Annotated in this window: 19 protein-coding genes; 11 read left to right on the top strand and 8 right to left on the bottom strand. The window is 72.2% G+C overall.

Annotation, left to right across the window (positions count from 1 at the left end; translation table 11 throughout):
* The first annotated feature begins 19 nt into the window (after positions 1-19).
* From FHU36_RS05590 to FHU36_RS05570, 5 genes are all read left to right on the top strand, one after another.
* Positions 20-766, top strand: coding sequence for a helix-turn-helix domain-containing protein (locus tag FHU36_RS05590; RefSeq protein ID WP_185082715.1), 747 nt, complete (start codon positions 20-22; stop codon positions 764-766).
* Between the two features lie 46 nt (positions 767-812).
* Positions 813-2,222, top strand: a complete 1,410-nt coding sequence (gene rimO / locus FHU36_RS05585; RefSeq protein ID WP_185082714.1) for a 30S ribosomal protein S12 methylthiotransferase RimO — start codon at positions 813-815, stop codon at positions 2,220-2,222.
* Positions 2,219-2,791, top strand: a complete 573-nt coding sequence (gene pgsA, locus FHU36_RS05580; RefSeq protein ID WP_185082713.1) for a CDP-diacylglycerol--glycerol-3-phosphate 3-phosphatidyltransferase — start codon at positions 2,219-2,221, stop codon at positions 2,789-2,791. Before rimO ends, pgsA begins: the two co-directional genes overlap by 4 nt.
* 69 nt (positions 2,792-2,860) lie before the next feature.
* Complete coding sequence (locus FHU36_RS05575) at positions 2,861-3,352, top strand: CinA family protein (protein ID WP_185082712.1); 492 nt, start codon at positions 2,861-2,863, stop codon at positions 3,350-3,352.
* Positions 3,353-3,638: 286 nt separating this feature from the next.
* Positions 3,639-3,995 (top strand): helix-turn-helix domain-containing protein, encoded by a 357-nt coding sequence (locus tag FHU36_RS05570; protein WP_185082711.1) that lies wholly within the window; start codon positions 3,639-3,641, stop codon positions 3,993-3,995.
* Here the strand turns inward: FHU36_RS05570 and FHU36_RS05565 are convergent.
* The 4 genes from FHU36_RS05565 to FHU36_RS05550 form a co-directional block, all read right to left on the bottom strand.
* Positions 3,992-4,774 (bottom strand): DNA-formamidopyrimidine glycosylase family protein, encoded by a 783-nt coding sequence (locus FHU36_RS05565; protein WP_185082710.1) that lies wholly within the window; start codon positions 4,772-4,774, stop codon positions 3,992-3,994. The two genes, FHU36_RS05570 and FHU36_RS05565, sit on opposite strands and share 4 nt — an antisense overlap.
* A gap of 74 nt (positions 4,775-4,848) precedes the next feature.
* Complete coding sequence (locus FHU36_RS05560) at positions 4,849-6,033, bottom strand: MFS transporter (protein ID WP_185082709.1); 1,185 nt, start codon at positions 6,031-6,033, stop codon at positions 4,849-4,851.
* Between the two features lie 78 nt (positions 6,034-6,111).
* Complete coding sequence (locus FHU36_RS05555) at positions 6,112-6,690, bottom strand: TetR/AcrR family transcriptional regulator (RefSeq protein ID WP_185082708.1); 579 nt, start codon at positions 6,688-6,690, stop codon at positions 6,112-6,114.
* A gap of 43 nt (positions 6,691-6,733) precedes the next feature.
* The gene (locus FHU36_RS05550; protein ID WP_185082707.1) at positions 6,734-7,183 is read right to left on the bottom strand and encodes an RrF2 family transcriptional regulator; all 450 of its coding nucleotides are present in this window, start codon (positions 7,181-7,183) and stop codon (positions 6,734-6,736) included.
* Between the two features lie 235 nt (positions 7,184-7,418).
* On the opposite strand from FHU36_RS05550, the gene FHU36_RS05545 reads away from it, so the two are divergent.
* Positions 7,419-8,597 (top strand): ROK family transcriptional regulator, encoded by a 1,179-nt coding sequence (locus FHU36_RS05545; protein WP_185082706.1) that lies wholly within the window; start codon positions 7,419-7,421, stop codon positions 8,595-8,597.
* Here FHU36_RS05545 and FHU36_RS05540 read toward each other — a convergent pair.
* From FHU36_RS05540 to FHU36_RS05525, 4 genes are all read right to left on the bottom strand, one after another.
* Positions 8,587-10,047, bottom strand: coding sequence for a glycoside hydrolase family 3 protein (locus FHU36_RS05540; protein WP_185082705.1), 1,461 nt, complete (start codon positions 10,045-10,047; stop codon positions 8,587-8,589). The genes FHU36_RS05545 and FHU36_RS05540 overlap by 11 nt on opposite strands.
* A 115-nt stretch (positions 10,048-10,162) precedes the next feature.
* On the bottom strand, positions 10,163-11,014 hold the full coding sequence (locus FHU36_RS05535; RefSeq protein WP_185082704.1) for a carbohydrate ABC transporter permease: 852 nt from the start codon (positions 11,012-11,014) through the stop codon (positions 10,163-10,165).
* Positions 11,011-12,024 carry a carbohydrate ABC transporter permease gene (locus FHU36_RS05530; protein WP_185082703.1) on the bottom strand — a complete coding sequence of 338 codons (1,014 nt, stop codon included), beginning with the start codon at positions 12,022-12,024 and terminating at the stop codon, positions 11,011-11,013. The genes FHU36_RS05535 and FHU36_RS05530 overlap by 4 nt, the downstream gene beginning before the upstream one ends.
* 2 nt (positions 12,025-12,026) lie before the next feature.
* Positions 12,027-13,340 carry an extracellular solute-binding protein gene (locus FHU36_RS05525; protein ID WP_185082702.1) on the bottom strand — a complete coding sequence of 438 codons (1,314 nt, stop codon included), beginning with the start codon at positions 13,338-13,340 and terminating at the stop codon, positions 12,027-12,029.
* 167 nt (positions 13,341-13,507) lie between these two features.
* Here FHU36_RS05525 and FHU36_RS05520 point away from each other — a divergent pair, with 167 nt between their 5' ends.
* The 5 genes from FHU36_RS05520 (at position 13,508) to FHU36_RS05500 (ending at position 17,793) form a co-directional block, all read left to right on the top strand.
* Positions 13,508-14,704 carry an ROK family transcriptional regulator gene (locus tag FHU36_RS05520; RefSeq protein WP_185082701.1) on the top strand — a complete coding sequence of 399 codons (1,197 nt, stop codon included), beginning with the start codon at positions 13,508-13,510 and terminating at the stop codon, positions 14,702-14,704.
* 170 nt (positions 14,705-14,874) lie between these two features.
* A complete protein-coding gene (locus tag FHU36_RS05515; protein WP_185082700.1) occupies positions 14,875-15,531 on the top strand; it encodes a M15 family metallopeptidase in 657 nt (218 codons plus the stop codon).
* An 85-nt stretch (positions 15,532-15,616) separates the two neighbouring features.
* Positions 15,617-16,093: a cation:proton antiporter regulatory subunit gene (locus FHU36_RS05510; RefSeq protein WP_185082699.1), complete on the top strand. Its 477-nt coding sequence runs from the start codon at positions 15,617-15,619 to the stop codon at positions 16,091-16,093.
* A 4-nt stretch (positions 16,094-16,097) separates the two neighbouring features.
* Entirely contained in the window at positions 16,098-17,255 is a 1,158-nt protein-coding gene (locus FHU36_RS05505) for a cation:proton antiporter (RefSeq protein ID WP_185082698.1), read from the top strand.
* 118 nt (positions 17,256-17,373) lie between these two features.
* Positions 17,374-17,793 (top strand): hypothetical protein, encoded by a 420-nt coding sequence (locus tag FHU36_RS05500; RefSeq protein WP_185082697.1) that lies wholly within the window; start codon positions 17,374-17,376, stop codon positions 17,791-17,793.
* Positions 17,794-18,128: the final 335 nt, after the last annotated feature.

Here is an 18,128-nt window from a genome sequence, read left to right as displayed (position 1 = left end):
GGGCTGGGAGGCGCGTGTCGTGGAGGATCAGAGCATAGGAGCCAGGCTGGCGGCGGCCAGGGCGGCGGCGGGGATGACGGTCGCGCAGCTGAGCGCCGCCACCCGCATCCGCGAGGCCATCATCTACGCGATCGAGCGTGACGACTTCTCACAGTGTGGAGGCGACTTCTACGAGCGCGGGCACGTCAAGGCCCTCGCGCGGGCCGTCGGGCTCGATCCCGAGGCGATGGTCCACCTCTTCGACGACCAGCACGGCGGGGCGCCCGCCCCTGTCCGGGCCGCCGCCGTGTTCCAGGCCGACCGCCGGATCAAGCTGGTCGAGCGGCGCGGACCCAACTGGACCACCGCGCTCGGGGTGGCGCTGGCCATCGTCGTCGTCTTCGGCGTGGTCAGGGTGATGGGCGGCGAGCCGGAGAAGGTGCGCTCGGCCGGCGTCCGGATCTCGGCGACGCCCACCGCGCCCGCCACGCGGGGAGCCGGCCGCGGCAAGCGGGCGGCGGCCGTCAAGGGGCAGGTCGTCGTCGAGGCCAAGGCCGGCCGCTCCTCCTACGTCGACGTCCGCGACGCCGAGGGCCGCAGGCTCTTCGCCGGCACCTTGGCGGCCGGCAAGACGGTCACCTGGCGTGCCCCGAAGCGGATCAGTCTGCTCCTGGGCGACGGCGGTGCCGTGACACTGCAGGTCAACGGCAAGGACCTCGGCCCGGCCGGCGCGAGCGGCGAGGCCGTGCGGCGCTCGTTCGGGCCGCCCAAGTCGCGAGCCCGGTAGCCGGTGCATCAGGCGGTGGCCAACTCCCGATACCGTAGTGTTCACCATGTCATCCCGCCGAACCGCATCGCTGATCACGCTGGGCTGCGCCCGCAACGAGGTCGACTCCGAGGAGCTGGCCGCGCGACTTGAGGCTGCCGGTTGGCAGCTCGGCGACGACGACCCCGACGTCGTCGTCGTCAACACGTGCGGCTTCATCGACTCGGCGAAGAAGGACTCCATCGACACGCTGCTCGCCGCGGCCGACTCCGGCGCCAAGGTGGTCGCCGCCGGCTGCATGGCCGAGCGCTACGGCAACGAACTGGCCGAGGCGCTGCCCGAGGCCAGCGCGGTGATCTCCTTCGACGACTACGCCGAGATCGGGGGCCGTCTCGACGACGTGCTCGCGGGCCGGCCCCTCACGCCGCACACGCCACGTGACCGCCGCACCTTGCTGCCCATCTCGCCGGTGGATCGTGCCAGCGCCCCCAAGGCGGCCATTCCCGGCCACGGAGACCTGCCCGCCGGCCTCGCGCCCGCGAGCGGCCCGCGCGTGCTGCGCAAGCGGCTCGACGAGAGTCCCGTGGCCTCGCTCAAGCTGGCCTCCGGCTGCGACCGGCGCTGCACGTTCTGCGCCATCCCCGCCTTCCGCGGCGCCTACGTCTCGCGCGACCCCGAGGAGCTGCTGGCCGAGGCCGACTGGCTGGCCCACCGCGGCGTCCGCGAGCTGGTCCTGGTGAGCGAGAACTCCACCTCCTACGGCAAGGACCTCGGCGACCTCAGGGCGCTGGAGAAGCTGCTGCCCCGGCTGGCCGGCGTCGAGGGCATCGAGCGGGTGCGGGCCAGCTACCTCCAGCCGGCCGAGCTGCGGCCCGGCCTGATCGACGTGCTCGCGGGCACCGAGGGCGTCGTCCCCTACTTCGACCTGTCGTTCCAGCACGCCAGCGGCACCGTGCTGCGCCGGATGCGCCGCTTCGGCGACCCGGAGCGCTTCCTCGGGCTGCTGGAGTCGATCCGCGAGCGCGCCCCCGAGGCGGGTGTGCGCTCCAACTTCATCGTGGGCTTCCCCGGGGAGACCGAGGAGGAGTTCGGCGAGCTGGTGGGCTTCCTGGAGCGGGCCAGGCTCGACGTGATCGGCGTGTTCGGCTACTCCGACGAGGACGGCACCGAGGCGGCCGGCTTCGACGGCAAGCTCGACCAGGACGTGGTCGACGAACGGGTGCGCGTCCTGACGGAGCTGGCCGAGGAGCTGACCTCGCAGCGTGCCGAGGAGCGCATCGGCACCGAGGTGGACGTGCTCATCGACGACGACCTGGGCGACGGCGGCTATGAGGGACGGGCCGCACACCAGGGTCCCGAGGTCGACGGGTCCGTCACGGTCCAGGGCATCGGCCTGGTCCGGGGGCAGATCGTGCGCGCCGTCGTGGTCGACGCCGAGGGGGTCGACCTGATCGCGCGCATCAAGGCCGGTCCATGACCAGGGACGAGCGCCGCGTGGTGAGCCCGTGGAACATCGCCAACATCCTCACGGTTCTCCGGTTGGCGCTCGTCCCCTTTTTCGTCGTCTGCCTGTTCCTGCCGGGCACGGGCTGGCGCCTGGGCGCCCTGGCCGTCTTCACGGTGGCGTCGATCACCGACCACCTCGACGGCGAGCTGGCCAGGCGCTACGGGCTGATCACCGACTTCGGCAAGATCGCCGATCCGATCGCCGACAAGGCGCTCACCGGCGCGGCCCTGGTGTCGCTGTCGGTCCTCGGCGAGCTGCCGTGGTGGGTGACGCTGGTGATTCTGGGGCGCGAGCTCGGCATCACGGTGCTGCGGCTCGTACTGATCCGGCGGGCGGTCATCCCGGCGAGCTACGGCGGCAAGGTCAAGACCGTGCTGCAGATCGCGGCCATCGTCCTCTACATCCTTCCGGTCGGCTACGATCCGCTGCGCTGGGTCGTGATGGGCGCCGCCCTCGTCGTGACCGTCGCCACCGGCGTCGACTACGTGGTCCGCGCCGTCAAGCTGCGCAAGGTGGCGCGGCGGGCGCGCGGAGACTAGAGAGACCGTAGACCAGAGAGACCGGACTGAGAGACCTGACACACTTCCGGCACCGGTGGGGGGAAGGGCATGGCAGGAGCCGACGAGGCGATCTCCCTGCTGATCGGGCGGTCGGCGACGGTGGCCGTGGCCGAGTCGCTGACGGGCGGGCTGATCGGCGCGACCTTCACCGCGGTGCCCGGCTCGTCGAAGGCGTTCCGGGGCGGGGTCATCTCCTACGCCACCGATCTCAAGCACGCGCTGCTGGCCGTGCCCGACGACCTGCTGCGGCGGGAGGGGGCCGTGCACCCGCGGGTGGCGGCGGCGATGGCGACGGGGGTCGCGCGGCTGTGCGGGGCCACGTACGGGCTGGCCGTGACGGGGGTGGCCGGGCCGGAGCCGCAGGACGGCAAGCCGGTCGGCACCGTGCACGTGGCGGTGTGCGGTCCCGGCGGAGAAATATGGTCCCGTGATCTGAGACTCCAGGGGTCGCGTGAACGTATCAGGGTAAAGACGGTGGACGAGGCAGTCGATCTCCTGACAGGTGTGCTGAAGACGAGCAAGGGGGAACATTCCGGGTGATTACCGTGTTACGTCCCGAGCGAACATGCCAGGCACGGTCTGACGCCGTGTCGGTGGATGCGGGTACGGTGGAGCTGTGAGTGAGGTCCGTGAGCCAACTGCAAGCAGCGAGCGCCCGGCAGGCGGGCCTGATGTGTCACGCGACGAGCCACGTGTTGCGGGCCATGGGCGGCAGCGCCCGATGATGACGGCGAGGAGCATGTACGAAGCTAAGAAGAAGGACGGGCGGCACGACCCGATCGCGCGGGGCGTGGTGAAGACATCCACGCCGGGGAGGGAGCGACAGATGATTTTGCTGCGTCAGCTGCTCGGTGACGTGCTGAGGCGGTTGCGCGTGCGGCAGGGGCGCACTCTCCGTGAGGTGTCCACGTTGGCGCGTGTCTCACTTGGTTACCTGTCCGAGGTGGAGCGTGGCCAGAAGGAGGCGTCCTCCGAGCTGCTGGCATCCATCTGCGGCGCCCTCGGGGTGCCGCTTTCGCAGGTGCTGCGTGAGGTCTCCGACCAGTTCGCGCTGGCCGAGCTGCAGGCTGCCCCTGTGCTCGCCGACGTGCCGGAGCACGAGCGCATCCCGATGGCCGAGTCGGTGCCCGGCTCGATCTCCGACACGGTCTTCCCCGAAGTCAAGGACATGGTGGCTGCCTAAGGCGGTTGGCAGCCCGGGCACCACAGGATCAGCCGTTCCTGTGCCTGCGCCCCCATCTCCCCACGCCTGATGCGCGTCCCGCATCGGCGGCACGGCCGTCCTGCCCTGCCGTAGACCCAGGTCTGCGCGGCCGGACGGCGGTCTCCCGTGGTCACGGTGCCCGCGTGGATCTTGTTGGCGTCCAGCAGCCGGTGCGCCAGCGTCACGATCCCTTCCACGTCCTCGATGTCCCCGACCGCGCGCCATGGCCAGACGCCGCGCAGAAACAGCGTCTCGGCGCGATAGATCGTGCCGATGCCGGCCAGGTTGCGCTGGTCGAGCAGCGCCTCCCCGATCGTCCTGCCGGGCCCCTCCCGCAGCCGGCGCACGGCCTCGGCCGGGTCCCAGTCGGCGCCGAGCAGGTCGGGCCCGAGGTGCCCCACGACGCGTGCCTCCTCTGCCGTCCTCAGCAGGTCGACCATCCCCAGCCTGATCCCCACGGCCTCCCACTCGGCGTTGGCCAGCACCAGCCGGACCATGTCGCCGCCGCCACGCGGGCCGCGCCCGGCCGGGCCGACGCGCCAGCTCCCGTCCATGCGCAGGTGCGTGTGCACGGTCAGCCCGCCCTCCACGCGCGTGAGCAGGTGCTTGCCCCGCGAGAGCGTCGTCAGGACGGTCCGGCCGGACAGGTCGGCGGTGGCGTGGCGGGGCACCCGGAAGTCGGAGCGCGTCAGCACGCGCCCGTCGAGCGCCTCCCGCAGGCGCCGGGCGGTGCGGTAGACGGCGTCTCCTTCGGGCATGCGTCCAGTCTAGGAACCGCTCCGGTCCCCGGCCGGCAGGGCCCGGCCGCGTGCGCCGCTGAGCGCCGGGCTGCTCAGGTCGTCGTCACCGGGCGGCCCTGCGTCCTGTGGTCCCGGAGCCAGGCGAGGCAGCTCACCCCGATGCCCGCCACGGTCACCGCGACGCCGGTGAGGTAGACGGCCGGCAGCCCGAGCCCGCCGTCGATGATCCGGCCGCCGAGCCAGGCCGCGAAGGCCGCCGCGAGCTGGTAGGCGGAGGCGTTCACGGCCATGGCCAGCGTCGGCGCCGCCGCGGCGGTGGTGAGCACCCGGATCTGCATGCCGGGGATGACCGAGAACCCCAGCGCGCCGAGCGCGAACACCATGACCGCCCCGAGCACCGTGCCGCCACCGGCCACGCCCATCAGCAGCAGCGCCCCGGCCAGCAGCCCCAGCAGGCCCACCTGCGACGGCATCAGGGCCCGGTCGGCCAGCCGCCCCCCGGCGAGGTTGCCCACGGCGGCGCCCACGCCGTACACCAGCAGCAGCACGGCGACCGCGTCGGGGGCGAACCCGGAGACGCCGGTGAGCAGCGGCGCGAAGTAGGTGAACACCATGAGCAGCCCCGCGTTGCCGACGGCGGTGACCGCGATGGCGATCTGCACGTCCCGGTCGCGGAACACCCGCAGCTCCGCCACGGCGGAGGTGGCCGGAGCCGCGTCCCGGACGTCCGGAACGAGGCGCAGCACCAGCGCGAAGCCCAGGGCGCAGCACCCGGCGACGGCGGCGAAGGTGGCCCGCCAGCCGAGCTCGTTGCCGATGAGGGTGCCGAGGGGGGCGCCGAGGATCATCGACAGGTTCATCCCGAACGCCAGCTTGGACACCGTGGACGCCTGCCTGCCCGGCGGCGCCGTCGAGGCCGCGATGACGATCGCGTTGGCGAAGAACGTGGACGTCACCAGAGCGGTGACCACCCGTGCCGCGAAGAGCACGGGGTAGGCCGGCGCGACGGCCGAGGCCACGTTGCCCAGGATCGCGATGCCGAGCAGCGCCAGGATGAGCGGCCGGCGCGGGAAACGGGCCGTGAGCGCGGTCACCGCCGGCCCGCCCACGATCATCCCGAGCGCGTAGGCCGTCACCAGCAGCCCCGCCGCCGGGATCGAGACGGTGAGGTCGCCGGCGACGTCCGGCAGGATCCCCGCCACGACGAACTCGCCTGTCGTGATGCCGAAGACGCACAGCATCAGGGCCGGCACGCTACCCGAACCACTCGTGCGCATGAAGCTCACCCCCAGATTCTTGATGGATCAGTACAAAACCAGAGCGGAAAAAGACCGGCGGGCACGTGGCGCCGCCGGTCACAGGGCCGAGATCGCTCCTTCCACGACGTCCAGCAGGGCGCCCCGGTCGTCGGTGACCTTGGCCAGCGTCCGCAGGCCGTAGTAGGTGCTCTGGAACGTGCGCGCCACCTGGCGGGCCGGGCGGCCGGTGGGCAGCTCGCCCGTGCTCTGGCCGATGGCCACCAGGTCACAGATCGCCTGTTCGAGATCGGCGAACTGCCGGCGCACCAGCGCCGTGACCTCCTCGCTGCGCCCGGCCGCCTCGGTCGCGGCGTTGAGCGCGAGGCAACCACGCCGGCCGGGATCGGCCATGTCGGCGTCGATGACGCCCAGCATCAGGGCCCGCAGCCGCTCCCGGATCGGCCGGTCCTCGGCGAGCATCGCGAGCTGCGCGCTCGCCTTCGTCGCGGCGTAGCGGCGGATCGACTCCTGGTACAGGCGGTGCTTGCTGCCGAAGGCGTTGTAGAGGCTGCCGCGGCCGAGCCCCGTGCCGTTGCACAGGTCCTCGGTCGTGGTGGCCTCGTAGCCCTTCGCCCAGAACACGTCCATGGCGGCGTCCAGCACGGCCTGCTCGTCGAACTCGCGCGGCCTGCCCATGAGGTGAAGCTAGCCGGTTTTGTATGGATCGGTCAAGAACAGGTCAGTCCCACGCGGCGGGGTCGGCGGCGAGCTGGCGGACGCGCTCAGGCAGCTCGCCGCTCGCGACCTGCTCCAGCGTGACCTCCTCCAGGATGGCCCGCTCGGTGGCCCGCAACGCGATCCACACCTGCTGCAGTGACTCGGCCGGGCCGCGATAACCGACGTGCTCGGGGCGCTCGCCGCGGACGTTGGCCAGCGGTCCGTCGACGGCCCTGATCACGTCTGCCAGGGAGATCTCGCCGGCCGGCCTGGCGAGCACGTAGCCCCCCTCGGGGCCCCGCTGGCCGCGCACGAGGCCGGCGCGGCGCATCTGCAGCAGGATGTTCTCGAGGTACTTGGGCGGCATGTCCTGCTCCTTGGCGAGCTCGCCCACGGTGGTCGGGCCGACACCTGCTGCGGCGAGTTCGGCGGCGGCACGGAGGGCGTAGTCGACACGAGCGGAAAGGCGCATGTTGTCGATTATCCCTCCTGGTCAACAGTGGTTCGGCTCCCGGCCGGCGCGTCGAGGGCATGATCCGCCCGCGGCCTGCGAGGACGGGCGCCGGAGTCGTTTCGCCCCGGTTCGTCGCCGGGCGGCCGATGGGAGCGATACCAAGCCCGGTACGCTGGCGATATCCGGCTCTGATCAACGGGCGGAGGGGCGCTAAACTGCCAACAACCTTTTCGATCAGACGGTGGGATTCAGCGTGGAGCGACGCCCTGGTGTGCCCAGACTGCTCAGGGAGATCAACGACCGGGCCGCCCTGGAGCTGCTGCTCTCCACCGGCCCGATGACGCGCGGCCAGATCGGCGACCTGACGGGGCTGTCCAAGGTCACCGCCTCCCAGACGCTCGCCCGGTTGGAGGAGCGCGGGCTGGTCCAGGTGGTCGGCACGCAGGCGGGCGGGCGCGGTCCCAGCGCCGCCCTCTACTCGGTCGTCCCGTCCAGCGCCTACGTGGCGGGGCTGGAGGTGGGGCCCGGGCTGGTCTCGGCGGCGATCGCCGACATCAACGGGCGCACGGTGGCGGAGGTGACGTTCGACCCCAACGGCCACGACGACCTCGTCCCCGTCATCCACGCCGCGATCATGAAGGCGTGCCGCAGCGCCAAGCTCAGCGTCGCCAGGCTGCGCGGCGTGGTGATCGGCACGCCCGGCGTGGTCGACCCCCGCACCGGTGACGTCCGCTACGCCTTCGACCTGCCCGGCTGGCACGAGGGCAGCCACGAGGCGCTGGCCGGTGACCTCAAGCGCGAGGTGACCATCGAGAACGACGTCAACCTGGCCGCCGTCGCCGAGCGGGCCGACGGGGCCGCCAAGGGCCTCGACGACTTCGTGCTGCTGTGGGCCAGCCGCGGCCTCGGCCTCGCGGTCATGCTCGGCGGCAAGCTGCACCGCGGGCGGTCCGGCAGCGCGGGGGAGATCGGCTACCTGGCGGTGCCGGGCGTGCCGCTGCCCGAGGAGATCCGCACCGCGCCCGGCCGCCTGCCCTCCCTGGCGGGCGGCCTGCAGTCGCTGGTCAGCGCCGAGGCCGTGACCGAGCTCGCCCGCGGCCACGGCTTCGGCGCCGCCACCGCGGGGGAGTGCGTGCAGCTCGCCGTCGCCGCCGGCGAGCGGGGTGAGCCGATGCTCGACGAGCTGGCCCAGCGGCTGGCCCTGGGCGTGGCGGCGGTGTGCGTGATCCTCGACCCCGGCCTCGTCGTGCTCGGCGGCGAGGTGGGCCACGCGGGCGGTCGGGCGCTCACCTCCCGGGTGGAGGAGGCCGTGGCCCGCATCTCCCCGGTGCGGCCCGAGGTGGCCACCAGCACCGTGGAGGGCAACCCGGTGCTCCGCGGCGCCGTGCTGGCCGCCCTCCACGAGGCGCGGGAGGAGCTCTTCAGCTCCTGACCTGCGCCGCCCCGTCGGTCAGGAGCTCCATCGCGGCCTGGGCGTTGGCCCGGGCCGCGCCGTAGGTGGCGATGTAGGCCGCGCCGCCCGGCCGCCAGACCGGCAGGCCCATCTCGATGACGATGGCGTCCGGCCGGGCGGCGACCAGCTCCGAGACGAGCGCCCGGCTGTCGGCGTAGCGGTGCGCGTCCTTGACCACCACCAGCAGCGAACGCTCGGCGGACCGGCCCAGCAGCTCGGCGGAGCTCACCTCCGCCGGCCGGACCCGGACGACCTCCGCCTGCGGCAGCCACGGCGCGACCCCCCACGGCACGTCGCCGACCGCGATCGTGGGCGGCGTGTCCACCTCGACGACCAGCGGGTCCTTCAGCGGGCCCGGCGCCCCGTCCAGCCGGACCGCGCGCCGGGCGGCGTCCAGGCCGACCGTCGCCGGCTCGGCGGGCACGCTCGCCCGCGAGTCCGACCACACGCGCAGAGCGTGCTTCCGGGCCGCGGCCTCCTCCAGGCGGGAGGCCGCCAGCCTGCCGTCGCGCACCGCGGCCACGATCCCGGCGATGATCCGCTCGACGTCGTCCGGGCCGGGCTTCGGCCCCAGGCACAGCAGGTCGGACCCGGCCGCCAGCGACAGCACGGCGCCGCCCGCCAGGCCGACACCGTCGGTGATGGCCTGCATGTCGAGCGCGTCGGAGATCACCACCCCGTTGTAGCCGAGGTCGTCGCGCAGCAGCCCGGTGATCGCGGCGGGGGAGAGCGTGGCCGGACGGTCGCCGGTCAGCACCGGAACCGCCACGTGCGCCGTCATGATCGACTTCGTCCCGGCGGTGATGGCCGCCTCGAACGGCACGAGCTCCCGCGCCCGCAGCACCTCCAGCGGCACGTCCACGACGGGGACGGCCAGGTGGGAGTCGACCGTGGTGGCGCCGTGCCCGGGGAAGTGCTTGACGCAGGCCGCCACGCCCGTCGACTGCAGCCCCTCGACCGCGGCCATCGTGTGCCGGGCGACCAGGGCCGGGTCGTCGCCGAACGCCCGGGTGCCGATCACGGGGTTGTCCGCGGCGGTGTTGACGTCGGCGTCCGGCGCCATGTCCAGGGTGACGCCGCAGGCGGCCAGCTCCGACCCGATCGCCCGGTAGACGCGGCGGGTCAGGCCGGTGTCGTCCACGGCGCCGAGGGCGGCGTTGCCCGGATAGGGGCTGCCCACGTGGTAGGCTAGCCGGGTGACGTCGCCGCCCTCCTCGTCCAGGGAGATGACGGGGTCGCCGGCCGCCCGCAGCGCCGCGGTCAGCCCGCCCAGGGCGGCCGGCTCGCCGACGTTGAAGCCGAAGAGCGTGACGCCGCCGAGGCCGTCGGCCAGCATTCTCAGCACCCAGTCCGGCGTGCTCGTCCCGTCGAAGGCGACGAGCAGCGTGCCGGCCGCGAGACGCCGCAGCCCCCGATCGCTGTGACTCATGGCTCCTCATCACGTGAAGGGCAGGCCGGAGCACGACCGGCGCGCAGGAGGCGCCGGCCGTGGCAGGGCCCGCGAGGAAGGAGCGGGCCGTACGGGCCCGCGTGCGGAAAAGAGGTCAGCCCTTGACGGCCCCGGCCACCAGGCCGGAGACCATGCGGCGCTGCACCACCAGGAAGAACGCGATGACCGGCAGCGTCATCAGCGTCGAGGTGGCCATGATGGCGCCCCAGTCGGTGCCGCGCTGACCGAAGAAGAACTGCAACGCCACCGGCATGGTGTAGCCGGCGGTGTCCTTCATCAGCACCAGGGCGAAGATCAGATCGTTCCAGGCGGTGATGAACGAGAAGATGCTCGTCGCCACCAGGCCGGGCGCAACCAGCGGGAAGAGCACCTTCCAGAACGTGGTGAACCGGCTCGCCCCGTCTATCCAGGCGGCCTCCTCCAGCGACTTGGGCACCGCGGCGACGAACGTGCGCAGCATCCAGATGCCGAACGGCAGGGTGAGGCCGACCTGGATCACGATGAGGCCGAGCAACTGGTCGTACAGGCCGAGCCGCCGGACGTTCAGGAACAGCGGGATCAGCAGCGCCTCGCAGGGGATCATCTGCACGACCAGCAGCGTGATCAGGAAGCTGGTGCGCCCCTTGAACCGGAAGCGCGCCACCGCCGTCGCCGCCAGCAGCGCGAACAGCGACCCGACGAGCACGGTGCCGAGTGCCACGACGGCGCTGTTGCGCATGTAGACCCAGATGGAGTTGCCCGCCACGCCCTCGGTGAGCACCTGGGAGACGTGCTCGAAGGTGAAGTGGGTGGGGAACGGGATGAAGTCCGTGGTGAAGATCTGGTCGTTGGCCTTGAACGAGGTCGAGACCATCCAGTAGACCGGGAAGATCGCGAACAGGAAGACCAGCACACCGGCCGAGTTCAGCGCGATCCTGGTGAACCGCTTGCGGGCCAGGGGGGTCATGTGAGGTCCTCCTGCTTGACCATCTGGCGGGTGTAGACGGCGGTGACGAGGAGCAGGATGACCGTCAGCACCACCGCGATCGCCGCGCCCGTCCCCATCTTGGGCGGCGCCTTGAACGCCTCGGCGAAGGAGAAGAGCGACAGGTTGAACGCGTCGCGGTTGGTCGGCCCGTTGAGGAGCACGTAGAGCTGGCTGAACACCTTGAAGTCCCAGATGATCGACAGGATGGTCAGCACGGCGAAGACCGGCTTGAGCAGCGGGAAGGTGATCTTCCGGAACGTGCGCCAGGCGGTCGAGCCGTCCACCCGCGCCGCCTCGTACAGCTCGGCCGGAATGCCCTTCAGGCCCGCGAGCACCGACACCGCGACGAACGGGAACGACGCCCAGACCACCGTGAGCACGAGCACCAGGTAGACCGACCAGGCGTCGTTGAGCCACGGCTCGCCCGTCCAGTCGGCCCGGCCGAAGAGCAGCGTGGACAGCCCGTCGGGCAGTAGGTTGAGCGCCCAGTTGATGATGCCGGCCTCGGCGTCGAAGAGCCAGCGCCAGATCGTGCCCTGCGCCACCGGCGGGACGGCCCACGCGCACATGATCCCGACGATCACGAAGGTGGACATGCCCCTGCCGAGCCGGTGCAGCAGCACGCCGACCGCGGTGCCGAGCGCGAGCGTGAGCGACACGGTGACGGCGGCGAAGACGAGCGTGTTGCGCAGCGAGGACCAGAAGATGTCGTTGCCGAACAGCTGGGTGTAGTTGTCCAGCCCCACCCACTCCGGCTCCGCGACGCCGCGGATCACCCGGAGGTTGATCTTCTGGAACGACATCACGAACATCTGGATCATCGGGTAGAGCAGCAGGCCCGCGATGACCACGATCCCCGGCACGAGCAGCAGGTAGGGCAGAGCCCAGGGCGGCAGTCCGCTGCCCCGGCCGGGCCGGCGGGAGCCACGGCGCCGCCGGGGGGCGGAGGTGTCGCCTCCGCCCCTGGCCAGCGTTGGGGTGTTCGTCATGGTCACGACTGGTTGAGGATGTCTTCGAGTTCCTTGTTGGCCTTGGCGAGTGCCTCGTCCGCCGTGGCCTTGCCCTCGATCACCGAACGGGCCGCGTTCTGCAGGACCGCCTTGGTCTCGTTGGCCTCGGTCCACTGCGGGTCGGCCGGGAACGCCTTGGCCTTGGCGAAGGCGGCGGCGAACGGCGCCTGCGCCGGGTCCTTGGCCAGCTCCATGAGCGTGTCCGGGTAGACGGGCAGCAGGCCGCCGTCCAGAGCGTACCGGTCGGCCCACTTCTTGGTGGTGGCCAGCTTCACGAACTCGGTCGCGAGCTCCTTGTTCTTGGCGTCGTTCCAGACCGCGATGTCATTGCCGCCGAAGAACGCCGGGGTCTCACCGCCCGCCTTGGAGGGCAGCGGGAAGAACGCCATCGCGTCGTCCTTGATCTTGCCCTTGCTCTCCTCCTTGATGGTGGCGATGTCCCACGACGCGGTGAGGTACATGCCGACCTTGCCGTTGGAGAAGCGGGTGCGGATGTCGGTGGTGTTCTGCGTGAGGCGCGACTTGCTGGACGCGCCCGAGGTCACGATGCCCGTGTACGTCTCGAAGCCGCCCTTGAAGGTCGGGTCGGTGAGCTTGCCGACCCACTTGTCGCCCTCCTTGACCGCGTACTCGCCGCCCTCGGACCAGGCGAGCGCGCCGAGCAGGTGGTTGGCGTCGGAGCCGCCGTTGAAGGCGAACCCGTCGACGTCCTTGCCCTTCTCGTCCTGGATCTTCTTGGCGGCGGCCAGCACCTCGTCCCAGGTCTTCGGCACCTCGATCTTGAGGTCCTCGAACCAGTCCTTGCGGTACATGACCGCGCGGGTGCCGGCGCCCCACGGCATGGCGTAGATCTCGCCGTCGATGGTCTCCAGGCCGAAGAGGTTCTTCGGGATCTGGGCGTGCTCGCCGCCCGTGGTGATCGTGGTGACCGGGGCGAGGGCGTCCTGGCTCTGCCAGAGCGGCACCTGGTCGTTGCCGATCTCCGTCACGTCGGGACCCTCGCCGCCCGCGGCGGCGGCCGTGAACTTGTCGTTGACCTGCGGCCACGGGATCCACTCGACCTTGGCGTCGGCGCCGGTCTGCGTCTTGAAGTCGGCGACGAGGTCGTCCATGTACTTCTGGGACGGCTCGTTGGGGTCGCCGAGCCGCCAGACGGTCAGGCTCTGGCCCGCGTACTTGGGCCCGGAGGCCGCGGTGGACGCCTGCGGGTTGCTCGTGTCCGGCTCGCTGGAGCCGCAGGCGGCCAGGCCCAGGGCCAAGGCGGCCGTGGTGACCGTGATCGTCGCGATCCTCACTGGGGTTCTCCCTTCCCGGCTGTAAAGCGTGGGGGGTTGCGCTCGTCGGGTGCAAGGCCTGTGGTCCGCACCAGGCTGATCGTCAGGGTTGAATGGTGCTAAACTAACAAGAAACTTTCTTAAAAGAAACTGGCGTTAGCGGATCGTGACGAGAGGGGAGAGCGCCCGTGACACGGAACCCGGGTGTCCCGAGGCTGCTGCGCCGGTTGAACGACCGCTCGGCACTGGAGCTGCTGCTGTCCGAGGGACCGCTCACCCGCGCCGAGCTGGGGGCGCGCACCGGGCTGTCCAAGGTGACCGCGGGCCAGCTCCTGTCCCGGCTGGAGGAACGCGGCCTCGTCGAGGTGGCCGGCGAACGGGCCGGCGGACGCGGCCCCAACGCCGCCCTGTACGGGGTCGTGCCCTCCAGCGCGCACGTCGCCGGCCTGGAGGTGCTGCCCGACGCGATCACCGTGGGCGTCGCCGACATCACCGGTCGGGTGGTCGTCGAGATCGTCGTCGACCCGGCCGGACACGAGGACCCGGTCGCCGCCGTGCACGAGGCCGTGCGCCGGGCATGCGCCTCGGCCGACATCACCCTGGCGCGGCTGCGGTCGTTCGTCATCGGCACGCGCGGCGTGGTCGACCCGGCCACCGGCGACGTGCGCTTCTCCTACGACCTGCCCGCCTGGCACACCGGCGTGCTCGCCAGCCTGCGGCGGGCGCTCGGCGCCTCCGTCACCATCGAGAACGACGTCAACCTCGTCGCGCTGGCCGAGCACCGCTACGGCGCCGCCGCCGGCCAGGACGACTTCGTGGTCGTCTGGGCCGGTGTCGGCCAGGGGCTCGGCGTCATGCTCGGCGGCCGGCTGCACCGCGGCATCAGCGGCGGCGCCGGCGAGATCGGCTGGCTGCCCGTGCCCGGCGAGCCGCTCCCCGCCGACGTCAGCCGGCCCCAGTCCGGCTCGTACCAGCGACTCATCGGCCACGAGGCGGTGCTGCGACTGGCGAGCGAGCACGGCCTGAGCACCGTCGGCTCCTCGGGCGGCGAGCGTGGGCCGGCCCGCTCCTCGGCTGCCGAGCTGGTCGGGGCGGCCGTCGCCGGGGGCCGTGCGGGGTTCCTCGACGCGCTCGCCGCCCGCCTCGCCGTGGCGGTGGCCGCCGTCACCGTCGTCCTCGACCCCGGCCTCATCGTCCTCGCGGGCGACATCGGCCGGGCCGGCGGCCCCGACCTGGCCGATCGGGTGGAGCGTTCGGTGGCCAAGGTGTGCCCCGGCAGGCCGAGTGTCGTCACCACGGGCCTGACGGGCAACGCCGTCCTGCGCGGAGCCCTCGTCGCGGCCCTGGAGCAGGCCCGGGAACAGGTGTTCTCCGACACCGTCTGACCCTGCCGCCTGACCCTGCCATCTGATGCTGCCGTCTGATGCCGCTGTCTGATACGGCTGTCTGATGCCGCGGCGGGCGCCCCGGCCGGGAGCGCCGGCGGTTCTCGGGGCCGTCCGAGGGCGGACGCGAGTTCCGGGAACCTGGGACGGCTGTGGGAGGATATCTGCACATGTGGCACCCTCCCGGCGACATCGTGCTGATCTCCGACCCGCGCGTGACGACGATCCCCGTCCACGAGAGCGGCGAGCCCCTGGTCGACGCGCGAGGAAGGCTCCGGGTGCGGCCCGGCGACCCGGCCGGCGTGCACGGCCACCTGCGCGCCGGGCTGCTTACCCGCCTCGAACGTGCCGAGCGCAGCCTGCCCGACGGCTACCACCTGCTCATCGTGGAGGGCTACCGCTCGATCGCCGTCCAGCGCGCGATCTTCGACGGCTACCGGGCCGAGCTGGCCGCCCGCTTCCCCGACCTGGACGCCGACGAGCTCGCCGCCGCCACCAGCCGCTACGTCTCGCCCGTCGAGATCGCGCCGCACACCGCCGGCGCCGCCGTGGACCTCACCCTCTGCGCGCCCGACGGCACCGAGTACGACATGGGCACCGCCGTCGACGACACCCCGGAACAGAGCGAGGGCGCCTGCTACACCGCCGCGCCCGGCATCTCCGACACCGCCCGCGAGCACCGCAAGATCCTCGCCTCCGCCCTCGAACCCGCCGGCCTGGTCAACTACCCGACGGAGTGGTGGCACTGGTCCTACGGCGACCGCTACTGGGCCTTCACCACCAGCGCCCCCCACGCCGTCTACGGCCCGGCCACCCCCGGGCGGTAGCCGTGGGAAACAGCGGACCACCCGGTTACGCCGGGTTGGTCCGCGGAATTCGTCCCGGGTGACAGCCCGGCGCGATGATGGGCGGATGGACGTCAACGAGGTGCTCCTGCCCGGTGTCGGGCTGCGCTACGAGTTCACCAACCACGAAGGCGACCACATCGGCGTCGTCGCCTTGCGCTCGGGCGAGTTCGAGGTGGTGGTCTACGATGACGACCCCGACGAGGGCAGGCCGGTGTTCCGGCTCAACGAGGACGAGGCCGAGACGCTGGCCCAGATCCTCGGCGCCCCCCGGATCGCCGAACGGTTCGCCGACCTGAGCAGGGAGGTGCCCGGGCTGAGCTCGGGCTGGGTGCGGGTCCCCGAGAGCTCGACCTTCGCCGGCCGCCCGCTGGGGGAGACGCGGGCCCGCACCCGCACCGGCGCGTCCGTGGTGGCGATCGTCCGCGACGACGAGGTCGTCGCCTCTCCCGGTCCCGGACAACTCCTGCGTCCCGGTGACGTCCTCGTGGTGATCGGCACCGACGAGGGCATCGCCGGCGTGAACCGGATCCTGCAGGGCTGACCGCGTGCACGTCTCCGTCGCCCTGCTGCTGGAACTCGGCCTCATCCTGGTCGTCCTCGGCACGCTGGGCACGTTGGCCCGTCGCCTCACGCTCTCGCCCATTCCCCTCTACCTGCTCGCCGGACTGGCCCTCGGCGAGGGGTCCTTCCTGCCGTTGCCCGCCGCGGGGGAGTTCATCCGCGCCGCGGCCACCATCGGCCTCGTCCTGCTGCTGCTGGCGCTCGGGCTGGAGTTCTCCATCGCCGAGTTCGCCGCCGGGCTGCGCCGCCACGTCCCGTCGGCGGGCGTGGACCTGGCACTCAACGCACCGCCCGGCGCGGTGGTGGGCCTGCTGCTCGGCCTGGACACCGTCGGCGTCCTCGCCCTGGCCGGCGCCACGTTCATCTCCTCCTCCGGAATCGTCGCGCGGGTGCTCACCGACCTGCGGCGGCTGGGCAACCGGGAGACCCCCGCCGTCCTGTCGGTCCTGGTCCTGGAGGACTTCGCGATGGCCGCCTTCCTGCCGGTCCTGGCCGTGCTGGCCTCGGGGGGCACCTGGTGGCAGGCGGTCGCCGGCGTGCTCGTCGCGGTCGGCGCGGTGCTGGCCGCCTTCGCCGCCTCCTACCGGTGGGGACACCACATCGGCCGGATCGTCTCCCACCCCGACGCCGAACTGCTCATGCTGCGCATCCTCGGCATCACCCTCGTCGTGGCGGCCCTGGCCGAGTACGTGCACGCCTCGGCCGCGGTCGGCGCCTTCCTCGTCGGGCTCACCCTCACCGGGGAGACGGCCGAGCGGGGACGGGCCGTCATCGCGCCGCTGCGGGACCTGTTCGCCGCGGTGTTCTTCGTCGCCATCGGCGTGTCGGTCGACCCGGCCGCGCTGCCGCCGGTGCTGCCCGCCGCCCTCGCGCTGGCCGTGGTCACGGGCTTCACCAAGGTGCTCACCGGCGGTTACGCCGCCTCCCTCGACGGAGTCGGCCGCCGCGGCCGGCTCCGGGCCGGGACCGCCCTGATCGCGCGGGGCGAGTTCTCCATCGTCATCGTCGGCCTGGTCGGGGTGGGGCATCCCGTCCTGGCACCCCTCGTGGCGGCCTACGTGTTCCTGCTGGCCGTCGCCGGGCCGTTCATCACCCGCTTCATCGGCCTGACCCGGCTCCGGCCAGCGGGAGCCGTCCGGTGATGAGTGGATCGTCAGAACCAGAGGCCGCAGGGGTGGCCGGTCGGTGGGGCCGGTTGGTGGGTGGTCGGTGGGGACGGTCGGTGGGGCCGGTTGGTGGGACGGTCTGTGAGGACGGTCGGTGGGACTGGTCTTCATGTCGATCGGGTGTGCGTCCTCGGGGGCGAGGCTGAGCGCGCCGTTCGCGGCATCGGCGCGGGGCCAGGCGCTGCCGTTCGCGCCGCTGGGGGTCACCGGTCCTGACGAGGCGGATGCCGAGGCTCGCATTCCTGGTGGCGAACGCGGAGGCCCGTCCTCCTGGTGGCGAACGCCGAGGCCCGCCCTCCTGGTGGCGGAGGCCGACGGCATCCAGCCGAGCGTCCTGCTCGGACAGCGGACCCTTGAAGAGGCCGTGGCTCTGATCGATCATCAGCTCAACCGCATCTTCACGCGGGGGGAACCGGCGGCCCAACTCGGATCCGAAGCTGCCGGAGCCGGCTGCCGGCTCGGTGGTCAAGAAGGTCGAGCGACCCTCTGCCACGCCTCGCACCACGCGGGGTGACCGTCGGCCGCGCCTCCCAGCGTGTGATCTACAACGTAAAGGCGATCGGCGGCTGGGTGACCATCGTCGATGCCCTGCGAATCCACAGATGGCGGCCGTCCTCACGCCGAAGAGCCGGATGCCCGCCGGGCAGCGTGTCCCCCCGATCCGTGCGGCTTCGGCCCCAGCCCTGTTCTCGTGGCGTTGACCTCCGCCTCACCCGCCCGCCTCACCCGCCCGCGACACGCGATTCTGTGGCTGGCCATGCGGCCCTGAGGCTCAGGGGCCGGCGCGGTCCCGCGGCTCCGGCACCGGTGGCCTCACTGTGTCCGGTGGAACTGGGCGTAGGTCTCGGT

It is taken from the genome of Nonomuraea muscovyensis, from assembly GCF_014207745.1.
Taxonomy (GTDB): Bacteria; Actinomycetota; Actinomycetes; order Streptosporangiales; family Streptosporangiaceae; genus Nonomuraea; species Nonomuraea muscovyensis.
This window is presented reverse-complemented; position numbering and strand designations above follow the sequence as displayed.

Coding starts and splice junctions, on each gene's coding strand:
- rimO (WP_185082714.1), top strand. CDS start 813: ATGTCATCCCGCCGAACCGCATCGCTGATCACGCTGGGCTGCGCCCGC.
- pgsA (WP_185082713.1), top strand. CDS start 2,219: ATGACCAGGGACGAGCGCCGCGTGGTGAGCCCGTGGAACATCGCCAAC.
- FHU36_RS05575 (WP_185082712.1), top strand. CDS start 2,861: ATGGCAGGAGCCGACGAGGCGATCTCCCTGCTGATCGGGCGGTCGGCG.
- FHU36_RS05570 (WP_185082711.1), top strand. CDS start 3,639: ATGATTTTGCTGCGTCAGCTGCTCGGTGACGTGCTGAGGCGGTTGCGC.
- FHU36_RS05565 (WP_185082710.1), bottom strand. CDS start 4,774: ATGCCCGAAGGAGACGCCGTCTACCGCACCGCCCGGCGCCTGCGGGAG.
- FHU36_RS05560 (WP_185082709.1), bottom strand. CDS start 6,033: ATGCGCACGAGTGGTTCGGGTAGCGTGCCGGCCCTGATGCTGTGCGTC.
- FHU36_RS05555 (WP_185082708.1), bottom strand. CDS start 6,690: ATGGGCAGGCCGCGCGAGTTCGACGAGCAGGCCGTGCTGGACGCCGCC.
- FHU36_RS05550 (WP_185082707.1), bottom strand. CDS start 7,183: ATGCGCCTTTCCGCTCGTGTCGACTACGCCCTCCGTGCCGCCGCCGAA.
- FHU36_RS05540 (WP_185082705.1), bottom strand. CDS start 10,047: ATGAGTCACAGCGATCGGGGGCTGCGGCGTCTCGCGGCCGGCACGCTG.
- FHU36_RS05535 (WP_185082704.1), bottom strand. CDS start 11,014: ATGACCCCCCTGGCCCGCAAGCGGTTCACCAGGATCGCGCTGAACTCG.
- FHU36_RS05530 (WP_185082703.1), bottom strand. CDS start 12,024: ATGACGAACACCCCAACGCTGGCCAGGGGCGGAGGCGACACCTCCGCC.
- FHU36_RS05515 (WP_185082700.1), top strand. CDS start 14,875: ATGTGGCACCCTCCCGGCGACATCGTGCTGATCTCCGACCCGCGCGTG.
- FHU36_RS05510 (WP_185082699.1), top strand. CDS start 15,617: ATGGACGTCAACGAGGTGCTCCTGCCCGGTGTCGGGCTGCGCTACGAG.